Below are 11,357 nucleotides of genomic sequence, written 5' to 3'. Positions count from 1 at the left end.
CTACCCTTCCTTCTTCAAACTGCGAACCTCTTCGATCAGGCGGTCTACTTTGTCTTCGAGTGCCTTGTTGTTATCCATCATCATCTCATCGATGAAAACGGCATTGGCCAGGCTCATCCCAAAGATGCCGCCCAGCAATACAATCAGGACGAAGTAGAAGCGCGTCATCCCGATCATGGTGTCCGACATCGGCACGTTCGGGTTGTTCACGATGGCGGCGGGGATGTCGTTCCAACCTTCGAGGGTAAACATTTGGAAGATGCTGTAGGCACTCACCAACGGATTACCGAAATACCTGGGCGCGATGTCCGCATAGAAGTGGCAGGTGACGATGGCCAACATCAGGTTAAGGAAGACCAAGGCAATCAGGACAAATACGGAGGCTTTCAGGGCCCTCCCTAAGCCGGAGACAATCATCCCAATATTAGGGATGAAACGTAGGAAACGGATCAGCCGGACCAGGCGAAAGAGCCGGAGCAAAATCAGCAAACTGGCACCTTCGGGAACGCTCATGAAGCCTTCCAGTAAGACCGGCAGGCTCCCAACGACGACGATAAAGTCAAAGCGGTTCCACCCTTTCGCGAAGTATGCTTTGGGTTTAAGCACTACTAACTTAACGATCAGCTCCACTACGAAGAACAGGAGGAAGGCATGATCCAGGAGCAGCAGCCAATCGTTGTTCCTTAGCTCGGGAAAATAGAGCGCAAAGATCACCACCGCATTTAGGATGATGGCCGTCAGCATGGCCCGTTCATTAAAGAATAGCTTCTTCATCGGGCGTGAAGGTAACGAAATGCCGCAGGGAGCACTAGGCACGTCGCTATACATGACGTTATGTATTCCTCTCCCCCGGCCCCCTCTTTAAAGGAGAGGGGAGACGTGATAGGCGTTACATGTACAGCAGTTCAGAGCACTATGTGCAAGCGTTGACTGGCTGACCAAACATTGGTCTACTCCTCGCCCCGCATTGATCCGCACCCTCTCCGGTTTGACCAGGCGCGTGAACGCCGTACCTTACCCACATGCAAACGATCATCGACTACTTCACGACCATCCCCAGTAGCCACCGGACGCTACTCCTGGTCGGAGGCATCACCCTCTTCTGGATTATGGAGTCAGCCGTGCCGCTGTTCAGCCACGAATACCGCAAATGGAAACACGCGGGCATCAACTTCTTCTTTACGCTGACGACCATCCTCGTTAATTTTTTTCTGGCCTTTATTCTCGTTGCGGCCAGCGATTGGGTCGTTGCGGAGCAATTTGGACTACTGCAGTGGGTCAGCTTACCCGTAATCGTCGAAGTTGTTGCCGGCCTGATGCTACTTGACCTCATCGGTGCTTACGCTGCGCACTGGACGGAGCATCGTGTTCCCGTCCTGTGGCGATTTCATCTCGTCCACCATACGGATCAGCACGTGGACACGACTTCGGCTAATCGCCACCACCCGGGAGAAAGCGTGATTCGGTTTGCGTTCACGACCCTCGCCATTCTGATCGTCGGTGCACCCATCTGGTTGGTCTTTATTTACCAGAGTATGAGCGCACTGCTGAGCCAGTTCAACCACGCCAACATTACCGTGCCGGCTTGGATCAACAAAGCGATCTCCTGGTTGATCGTGACGCCGGATATGCACCGCGTCCACCACCACTACCAATTACCCCTGACGGACAGCAACTACGGCAACATCTTCAGTTTTTGGGATCGGCTCTTCGGCACCTACCAGCAAGTGGACAATAACGAATTGGTTTACGGAGTAGACACCCACATGGACGTGGCGGACCACCAATCCATCGGCCGCATGCTCCGGATTCCCTTCGACGGGAAGCGGTCTCCCACTACCCCCGCCAACCCGGCCACACCAGCAGGCCGCTAGGCACTCGCGGTAGAAAACGGGTGGACTTTGGCGGAAACACCCTTCCCGCCGCCACCTCACTAAAAAAAGCCTGGGGGCTGACGGAACTCCCCGTAAAGGAGAGCGCGCGGTCACCGTCAATGTCCAGCAGACCGGAGGGCAGCGTATCTACTTCGAGATTGACCAGGCGGTCATCATTCTTGGGGTCGAGGATGCCGAATACATTGGCCAGCACTTCTCCCGTCAGCCAGCCCAGTTGGGTGGTGTATCTGGCGTCCACTTTATCGCGGGATAGTTCGAAGTATTTCCCTTGGTAGCTCATGAGCCAGTTACCCTGCAATTCGGGTGCGACGGGATACGCAAGCTGGTGAATGCGGAAGTAGGGCCGGAGCGATTTGAGTAAGTCATCGATCGTCCCGACGTAGGCCGGCAACTGGCGGCGGAAGCAGCCGATGGTGAGGTCCCGAACGTCGGCAATACAAACGGGTACGTAATCGCAGTAAGCGTGTCCCTCCGCACTTAATAGGGCGTGGGTCTCGGCCCGGTGGTGACCATCGGCGATGACGAGGGTGCCCAGACCGTCCAGGGAAATAGGACATAGCCCTTGTTCTTCCCTAGCGGTGAGATTAATCAACGTGTAGTCGTTGTGCCCCGAGAACCTTACTAGTTGGTCCGAGGTCATCTCCTGCTGATCGACTGCCGCCCAGGCCGAGGTCAGGTCAGCAGCGGTAAGCAAGATGGGTTTACCGAGGGCACCACGCTCCGCGGTGACCAATTCCTTCTGGCGGTTCAGGCGCGCGGTCAGCGTATTCTCGTGGGGTTTGATGCGCCCGTCGAGGAATGCGGCGGCGGGAACGAGGCCACAAAGCATCTTGCCACTCACTTGGTGACCAGCTCCCACTGCGGTTGATCGTACGAGTAAATGCCCAAAGCTCGGTTGCTTGGTCGCCATTAGTGCTTCCGCCGGTACTGCCGCCACGCCATTGCGAGTAACGGGCAATTGTCGCACGTGACCGCCCGGGGGGAAGAGTAGTTGTGTAAACGGGGTAAGTACTAAATCCATACGTCGGCTTGACGTGGGAAAGGTAAGTTATTCTACGTAGCCCTACCCTTCCACCTGGGTTTCTTACCGCGGAGGTGGGCCACGGCAATACCAACCAGAAAAAATGGGTGGATCAAAGCCGTCTTCAGATAGCCAATGATGGGAAACGGTTGCCGGTAGTGCCTTTGGTACGCCCATAAACAGATACCGTCGATAATAATTTTAACCAGCCACAGCCAGAGCATCACCACCGTATAATCGGTGAGTATGATGACTACCAACAATAACAAAACCGACAAAGCGGCCATAACCGCTAAATTCTGTGCCCGCTCTAATTCCTTCGCCTGGTAGTTCCCCGCCTTCCCCGCCCAGCGGAGCCGTTGGTTCCAGAGTGCTTTCCAGTTTCTTACGGGGGCCGTCAGCGTAACCGGGCCAGCTTTGAGCCAACGGAATGCATTTCCGGGGAAGGCATCCCGAAATTTGTGCAGGAGCAATACGTCGTCTCCTGAAGGTAGGTGGTCGACCCCCACGTAGCCGTTAACATCGTGGAAGGCGGAACGGCGGAAGGCAAAGCAGGCGCCGTTAGCCAATACTGGCTTCCCGACTTCTATCTGGACGGCGGTTAAGAATTGGTAGGAAGCGAGGTCCAACGCCTGGAAGGTATCGCAGAAGCTCTTTAGTGGGCCATTGGCTACCGGCCCGGAGACTACTTGGACGCCATCCCGAAAGGTGGCAGCTACCGTTCGGAGTAAGGTTGGTGGTAGCGTGCAGTCGGCGTCCGTCGTCAGGATGATCTCTTGCTCCGTGGAGTTGATGGCGTAGGTGAGCGCTTCCTTTTTGTGGGCCACCGTTTTCCGGGTCCTAAGGTGATCGGTGAGGTCCAGTAGGCGGACGTTTAATCCGGTTGTCTGAGGCTTGATCCCCTCCCATTTCTTGGCACCCGCGGCAGCGCCCAAATCGGCGTGCGCTGTTTCGCGTATAAATGTTTCGACCATGGACCTCCCCTTATCGGTAGAACTATCGTCGACGAAGATGATTTCGAGTTGCTCGCGGGGGAAATCCTGTTGCAGGATGGACGCGAAGAGGCGGGAAAGATTATTGGCCTCGTTGCGGAACGGAATGATGAGCGCAAGCGAATGCACGGGGCCCGGCGGCGGCACCCGAAACTTGGTAAGCCGAACCCAAACGCGCCAATTATTGAGTTGCCAAAGGCAGTAACCCAGTATGCTTGCGGAACAGAAATAGAGGAGGTAGCTCAAGGCGGGCTACTCGAAGAGCTGGTCGTAATCCGTACCCTTATTGCGGCCGCGGGTCTGGGGCTCCGGCGCCGGCGGTAGTTCTTCGTAGGGGATATCGATGTCCATCGGCTCCGGCGTGACGTCTTCGTACTCCGCCCAGCGGCCGTTGACGCGCTCGTCCATCTCTTCGGCGCGGGTCTTCATTTTCTTCTTGAACATGGCCATCCCGAGCAGGTACAGGCTGACGAGCGGGAAGAGGACGACACTCGCGATGCCCGCCGCCAAGCCCCAGATCCAGTTCTTTTTAAAGAGGTTGCCGAGCATGGTGAGGAAGCCGACGAATACCTTGTAATCGATGACCAATGAGGCGATGAAGATCAGCGGCGCTACGTACCAGATGAGGGAAAAAACGAAGCCGAGCAGTTTAAACAGGAGGTAGAAAAATAACAGGGCAACGAGAATACTCCCCACGGTGCCAAGGGGTGATCGTTCAAGTGGATTGCGGAATCGGGACATATTAGTGGTTTGAGCCGGCCTAAAGGTAATTGCTTTGTGAAGCCAATTTTCAACGCCAGTACCTAAACCAAACCAGCAAATCACCCCCAGGTTGTTAAGGCCTGCCTAAGATCACGGGGGAATTCGTCCAAAGTCGTCATTCAACCGTCTTATCGGGGCCGGTCTTCGACGGACGGCAGCCGTTTTTCGTAAATTTGCCCCATGAATTATCTACGTATTCTTCTCGTTTTACTGAGTGCTTCTACCCTCTCCGCCCAGGCATCTCAGCTAACGGTTACCGCCAAGGGTTGCTCCGCCCTCCACCTCTACCAATTTAACGGGGCGGGTTTCGATACGGAGATGGATCTGGTCAAGGGCTCCGACGGCACCTTCACGTTGGACTTTGCCTACGACGAGGCCAAATTCCGTTACCTCGGCCCGGCGCCAAAGGATGCCCTCCCCGTTTTGTTAGTCCCCGGTGAGCAGCCTTCCGTGACGGCTACGTGCGGGCAGATGAAGCGCGCTAAAGTCGCCGGCTCCCCCGCTAATGACGGCTATCAGGAATTGAAAAAGCAGTTCCAGGTGCAAAACGGAAAATTCTCCACCGCTACCCGTAGCTATCAGAAAGCGATGACGGCTGGCGACTCCGCAGCCATGCAAACCCACCTCGCTACGCTGGCCGACATCGACCAGCAAAAGCAGCAATTGATGGAACGCCTGCAAAAGGAAACACCCATCCTGGGCCGCATCGCCACGCTGAACACCTATAAAAGCTATCTCACTAGTAATCAGGGTCGTTTCTCCAATGAGCTCGACTACTTTGTCAATACCTATTTCGAAAACGTTGATTGGAACGACAAGGGGTATAACGACCTTCCGTGGTCCTACGAAGGCAACCGCAACTTCACGAATACGTTGGCTGGCGCCGTGAAGGGAGAGAACCTGGCGGACATCCTCATGCAAGTCAATTCCCAGTGGCCCGAAGGCTCCCGCGCCCAGCTGTTCGCCCTGAGTGGTGCCTTCGCCGCACTTGCGCAGAAGAAGCACCCGGCGGCCGTCAAGCTGGCCGACGCCATTGAAAAGCGCTTCGCCGCAGACTACCCCGCGCCCGTCAAGCAGATCAAACAACAAGCGGCTGGTCTGCGCACCTTTTCCGTTGGTGCCGAAGCGCCACTCTTCACCAGCGAATCGCCCGAAGGCGAAAACATTTCCCTCGAAAGTTTACGGGGCAAGGTCGTCCTCATCGACTTTTGGGCGAGTTGGTGTGGCCCCTGCCGGCGGGAAAATCCCAACGTCGTGAAGGTTTATGAGAAGTACAAGGACCAGGGTTTTGAGATCCTCGCCGTATCTCTCGATAGCAACCGCGACCGTTGGCTCAAGGCCATTGCGGATGATAATCTCACGTGGCTGCACGTCTCCGAATTGAAGGGTTGGAAAAGTACCGTCGGCCGCCTCTACGGAGTATCGAGCATCCCCCAAACCGTGTTATTAGACGCAGAAGGTCGTATCCTTGCACGCAATTTGCGCGGTGCGGCGCTCGAGCAAAAACTCGCTCAGGTCTTCGCCGGCAAGTAACGTTCTCAGGGGCGCTGCCGCAGGTGCCAGGTTAAGGACCAAGCAAGAAAAGGCAGCCCGCAAACCGGGGGGACGAAACGACAATACCATGAAATACTTCAAAGCCAGATGGCTCCCAGTAGCGATCGCCATTGCCATCACGGTGATCCTGGACCAGTGGACCAAACAGCTGGCCATCGAACACCTGCAGGGCCAGCCCGATCAGTTTTACCTGAACGATATCCTGCGCTTCACTTTCGTCCGCAACACGGGTGCCTTCCTGTCGCTAGGGGCCGACTTCGGACCGGTACTGCGTACGCTTCTTTTGGAAGGCTTCCCCGCTATCCTGCTAGTCGCCCTGTTGGTCTACATCTTCCGCGAACGCCGACTGAACGGTTGGCAAGTGGTGGCACTTGCGCTGATTGTAGGCGGTGGCCTAAGCAACATCGTCGACCGGCTGATGCTGGGCCACGTGGTAGATATGCTGCACCTTAAGCTATTCGGGCTCCAGACAGGCATCTTCAACGTGGCGGACATGGCCATCATGGCCGGGATGTTCATCATGCTACCTTTCGCCTTTGCAAAGGATGACGAGGAAGAAAGAACGGAAGAAGCAGCGCCGTCCGACCGGGAAACGACGGCCATTCAACAGTCGGCAGATTAGCCATAGTACCGACCTACCGTTCTATTCCTACACCCTAATTTTACCGGATGAACTTACGGCACCTTTTGAGTTGCGTATTCCTGCTCGGCTTTGCCACTTGCTTGGTCGCCCAGCCCGCCCGTCAGGCGGAGAACTGGCACTTCGGTAACGGCTACCTCATCACCTTCGGAAACGATCGCCCCACCCTCTCCGGCCCCTCCGCCATGGTGGCCCTCGAAGGTTGTGTATCGATGAGCAACGAACGGGGGGAGATCCAATTCTACAGCAACGGCGGTGGCCGCGGGATCGACCAGGACATCGACGGCGTCATTTGGAATAAGAACAACGACCGGATGTTTGACTGGGCCACCTTCCGGGGCGGCGGCATCAGCGCCCGGCAGAGTAGCATCGCCTTTCCAGCCCCGGGCCGCCCCAATGTCTACTACCTTTTCACGATGGAAGACCGGGAGAACGCCCAGGTCAATCGCCCCCCCGGCAACGGCCTCTCCTACTACGTCGTGGATATGAACCAGGACGCTAACCTGGGCAAGGTGACGGAGGAGCGGCAGACCTACGTCCCTAACGTCGTAGAAGCCCTCGACGCCACCGCCATGGCGGATGGATCCGGCTACTGGGTCATCGCTAACCTGGACGACGGAGGCAATCCAAAAATCGTGACCATCCCCGTTACGGCGGACGGTGTCGGCGCCCCCGTGAATAAAGACTTCCCCTTCCTGACGGAGCGCTACACCTTTAGTCCGGACGGCAATTTCCTCTTCGCCAGCGACAACCTATTAGCCTACGATAACGCTACGGGGACACCCGGTGAAATACTGCGGAACTTCCCCAACTCCAATAGCGTCAGTGCCGGCTTCACTGCGGACAGTCGCTTCATGTACCTCATCGAAAGCGTCGACTTCGGCATTCCGCGTTTGGTCCGGTACGACCTCGAGGATTTCACCCGCCTCGAAGTGGCCCTTTTGGACGAAGGATTCACCCAGGGTGCCCCCACTTCGGCTTTCCAGTTGGGGCCGAACGGTAATCTCTACTACCTCGAAAGTGAGGTAGAGACAGGTAGCCAAAACACGTTCATTCTCCTCAACGAAATCGCCTGCCCTTCCAATTCAGGGCCGGACTTCCGCCGGGGCGTACTACGAATTGATGCTGGTAATAGCTCCTTCGGGCTCTCCAATTTGCCACAGTACGTTGATGACATCTTCATTGGCACCAGCCTGGCGGACACCATCATTCTGGAGCCGCTCACAATCGAGAATTGTCCCGACACCGATTTAGAGTTGGCAGCACGAGTAGAGGGTAACGCCTACTTGTGGTCCGACGAGAGCACCGACTCTATCCTGGTTGTACGGGAACCCGGAGAATACTGTGTTACGATCACCAACGGTTGTGAGACCACCTTTGATTGCCAGACGGTCATCCCCACCAGCGCCCCGACGGCGGATGAGTATCGCCTGTCCGTCACCGCCACGCGGGGGGAGATCTGTGACGGGCGCGAAGCCATCGTCCGGGTACTGCACGTCGCGAATGATACTACCCCGGTCGACATCGTCTTTTTTGACGGTACGCGAAGGGATAGTTTGCTGCTTACGTTGGCCGAAGGAGATGAGATCTCCGCCACGGTCACCGACTCCTGTGGTGCCACTAACGAGCTAATCTTCCTGACGGCGATTGAGGGTTGCACTTGCGACGACCCGGTCTTCCCCGAGATCATTTCCGCCAATCAGGATGGGCTCAACGACGAGTTCCGCGCCTTCAGCGAGTGTGAACTCACGGATTACAGCCTCCTCATCTACAACCGGTGGGGCCAGGAGGTATTCAGTACCAATACCTACACCGAAGGTTGGGACGGCACGACCGACGGGAAGCCGCAGAACGTCGGAACCTACTTGTTCCTGTCCTCCTACCGCATTGAGGGTATGGGCGAAGTGATGAGCGTTGAGGGGCAATTCTCCCTCGTCCGTTGATGCCAGCACGCTGGGCTTGGATATTACGTAGACACCGGCGGACGTACTGGCTGCTCTGCCTGAGCCTGCTTTCCTTTGGTGCCATCGCCCAAACGCCCATCCAATTCGTTGCGGACGACGATGGGTCTCCCCTACCCTTCGCCACCGTCCAAACCAAACTGGATACCAGCCTAACCGATGAAGGTGGGTACTGGACGCCGAAGCTCGGTCTGGGTCTGACTGATACCGTCCGCGTAAGCTGGGTGGGGTTTGAGCAGGGAGCCTTTACGCTGGAAAACTTAATTGCTAGTGGGAACAAAGGTGTCCTTTCCCGAAGTTCCTCCTTCCTCGTTTCCGTCGTCGTCGCAGGCCGGCGGGAAACCCGCGTTGACCGGATGACGGCGGCGGTGGAGGTCATACCCGGCAGTACCATCACTACTCAGCAATCCCTCACTACCGTTGATGCCCTGGCCAACCTCAGTGGTGCTTACGTTCAGCAATCGCAGTTTGGTGGTGGCAGCCCGGTCCTGCGTGGTTTTGAAGCGAACCGCGTCTTACTGGTGGTGGACGGCGTGCGGATGAACAACGCCATCTACCGTTCGGGCCACCTGCAGAACGCCATTACGGTGGATCCACTGGCCCTCTCCCAATTGGAGGTCATCTACGGCGCCGGCTCCCTGGCTTACGGATCGGATGCGCTGGGTGGAGTCGTCCACTTCAAGACCAGGGAACCGAAGTATAGGGTGAAGGGTATTGACCCCGTAATTACCGGCGAGGTCATCTCCTCCTTTGGTACCGCAGCTAACTCTCTCCAATTCGGCGGCCGGCTGGAATACGGCGGAGCGAAATGGGCCGGACTGACAATTCTCTCCACCACCCAAACCTCGGACCTACGCGCTGGTTCCTGGCGCCCCGAGTATCCAGACTTTGGGCTGCGGAATACGTTCGTCGATCGACGCAACGGACGGGATACCGTGGTACAAAATGACCGGCCAAACGTCCAGATTGGAACGGGTTATGACCAGTACAACCTGCTCCAGAAGTTCCGTTTCCAGCTGGCGCCTGAACTGGAATTGGGCATCAACCTACAGGCTTCCACCAGCTCGGACATCCCACGATACGACGCACTTACCGAGCTGCGGAATGGTCAGCTGCGGTGGGCGCGGTGGGACTACGGGCCGCAGACCAGACTCCTGGCCGCCCTGGAGCTGAAGGACCGGCGCAAGACGGCACTCTACGACCGGGTGACCTACCTCCTTAGCCAACAATTCATCGAAGAAGACCGGATTCGCCGCCGCTTTGGGGATGACTGGGAGGAGAACAACGAGGAGGAAGTATTCGTCAGTAACCTACAGGTTGATTTCAGCAAGGAGCTACCCGGCAACCTGACCCTGAAGTACGGAGTGGACCTACGCCACGACCGGGTAGTGAGTGATGCCTTCCTAAAAAATATCGTCAGCGGGGAGCGGGATAATCTTTCTCTTCCCACCCGGTACCCCAGCCAGGGCAGTAGCCTCAGCGCGGCGGGCGCTTATTTGGACATGAGCCAACAATTGGGTCGAAGATGGCGGCTGCGTGGCGGGCTACGCCTGGCCTCCCAACGCTTGCGGGCCACCTTTGGTGAGGACGATCCGTTGGAATGGCCGCGGGCCTACCTCGACGGGATCAGGAACGATAACACATCCGCAACGGGCGCTTTTGGTATTCGCCGCAACGGGGAACGGTCCAACCTACGGTTCGTTGCCACCCAAGGTTTTCGGGCACCGAACGTGGATGACTTCGGTAAATTCCGGGAGCGGAACGGCTTCATCCTCATCCCCAACCCGGAATTGGGGGCGGAGCGATCCAACACGCTGGAATTTGGCTACGAAATCTTTTCAAGTGACCGCACGCTACGAGTTGGTGCAACGCTATACCATACCTGGCTGCGCAACGCGATTATCCGTGAGGATGGTGCCCTGCCGAACGGAGATGATTTCTTCGTTAGCCGGGGCGATACCCTGCGCACGCAGACCAACGTCAATGCCATCAGTGGAAACATTGCGGGGGGCGACTTTTATTTCAATTGGCAATTCGCCGAGGGGTGGGAGTTGGATGGGGATGTCCACTACATCTACGGCAGGCGGCGGCAAAACTTTCCTGAGTTACCCAACAGCATAATTGTTCCGCAGGATCACATTCCGCCAGCCTACGGGAAACTTGGGATAGGTTACCGCAAGCGAAGGCTACGGTTGAATGGCAATGTCCGTTTCCAGGTGGCCAAACCCGTTTGGCGCTATGCCGTGTCGTCGATAGTCGTGCCGCCCGGGGATAGCTACAATATTGGCATCAACCTGGGCACCCCGGACAACATCGAGTTCACACCCATCAACCCCAACACGGGCGAATTCGTAGGTAGCCGGGCCTGGTGGACGCTAAATGTTTCGGGGGAGTACGCGCTTACCCGTTCCCTCCGCCTCCGTCTGCGGGCGGATAATTTGTTGGACTGCCACTACCGGACTTTTGCGAGTGGGGTGTCGGCGCCAGGGCTGGATATTCGCTTCGGGGTGAGTCTTCGGTTTTGAGTTTCGC

The 11,357-nt window shown here is 56.8% G+C and carries 9 protein-coding genes; 5 read left to right on the top strand and 4 right to left on the bottom strand.

What is annotated here, in order from left to right:
- On the bottom strand, nt 1–774 hold the full coding sequence (locus A3850_RS12375; RefSeq protein WP_231915317.1) for an ion transporter: 774 nt from the start codon (nt 772–774) through the stop codon (nt 1–3).
- A gap of 248 nt (nt 775–1,022) precedes the next feature.
- Here A3850_RS12375 and A3850_RS12370 point away from each other — a divergent pair, with 248 nt between their 5' ends.
- Nucleotides 1,023–1,874, top strand: a complete 852-nt coding sequence (locus tag A3850_RS12370) for a sterol desaturase family protein (RefSeq protein ID WP_068216935.1) — start codon at nt 1,023–1,025, stop codon at nt 1,872–1,874.
- Here the strand turns inward: A3850_RS12370 and A3850_RS12365 are convergent.
- The 3 genes from A3850_RS12365 to A3850_RS12355 all read right to left on the bottom strand — a co-directional run bounded on the left by A3850_RS12365 (nt 1,837) and on the right by A3850_RS12355 (nt 4,649).
- Entirely contained in the window at nt 1,837–2,853 is a 1,017-nt protein-coding gene (locus tag A3850_RS12365; protein ID WP_197494046.1) for a DUF1015 family protein, read from the bottom strand. The genes A3850_RS12370 and A3850_RS12365 overlap by 38 nt on opposite strands.
- Nucleotides 2,854–2,948: 95 nt before the next feature.
- Nucleotides 2,949–4,154: a glycosyltransferase gene (locus A3850_RS12360; protein WP_068216933.1), complete on the bottom strand. Its 1,206-nt coding sequence runs from the start codon at nt 4,152–4,154 to the stop codon at nt 2,949–2,951.
- 6 nt (nt 4,155–4,160) lie between these two features.
- Entirely contained in the window at nt 4,161–4,649 is a 489-nt protein-coding gene (locus tag A3850_RS12355; RefSeq protein WP_068216932.1) for a hypothetical protein, read from the bottom strand.
- Nucleotides 4,650–4,850: 201 nt separating this feature from the next.
- Here A3850_RS12355 and A3850_RS12350 point away from each other — a divergent pair, with 201 nt between their 5' ends.
- The 4 genes from A3850_RS12350 to A3850_RS12335 all read left to right on the top strand — a co-directional run bounded on the left by A3850_RS12350 (nt 4,851) and on the right by A3850_RS12335 (nt 11,350).
- Nucleotides 4,851–6,203 (top strand): TlpA disulfide reductase family protein, encoded by a 1,353-nt coding sequence (locus tag A3850_RS12350; RefSeq protein ID WP_068216931.1) that lies wholly within the window; start codon nt 4,851–4,853, stop codon nt 6,201–6,203.
- An 88-nt stretch (nt 6,204–6,291) separates the two neighbouring features.
- Nucleotides 6,292–6,846 (top strand): signal peptidase II, encoded by a 555-nt coding sequence (gene lspA, locus A3850_RS12345; protein WP_068216930.1) that lies wholly within the window; start codon nt 6,292–6,294, stop codon nt 6,844–6,846.
- 47 nt (nt 6,847–6,893) lie between these two features.
- The gene (locus A3850_RS12340) at nt 6,894–8,807 is read left to right on the top strand and encodes a gliding motility-associated C-terminal domain-containing protein (protein ID WP_068216929.1); all 1,914 of its coding nucleotides are present in this window, start codon (nt 6,894–6,896) and stop codon (nt 8,805–8,807) included.
- Entirely contained in the window at nt 8,807–11,350 is a 2,544-nt protein-coding gene (locus A3850_RS12335) for a TonB-dependent siderophore receptor (protein WP_068216927.1), read from the top strand. Before A3850_RS12340 ends, A3850_RS12335 begins: the two co-directional genes overlap by 1 nt.
- The last annotated feature ends 7 nt before the right edge of the window (nt 11,351–11,357 follow it).

Origin of the sequence: Lewinella sp. 4G2 (assembly GCF_001625015.1) — a bacterium.
In the GTDB taxonomy this organism is placed as follows: domain Bacteria; phylum Bacteroidota; class Bacteroidia; order Chitinophagales; family Saprospiraceae; genus Neolewinella.
Note: the sequence above shows the minus strand (reverse complement) of the source record. Positions and strands in the feature narration are given on the sequence as shown.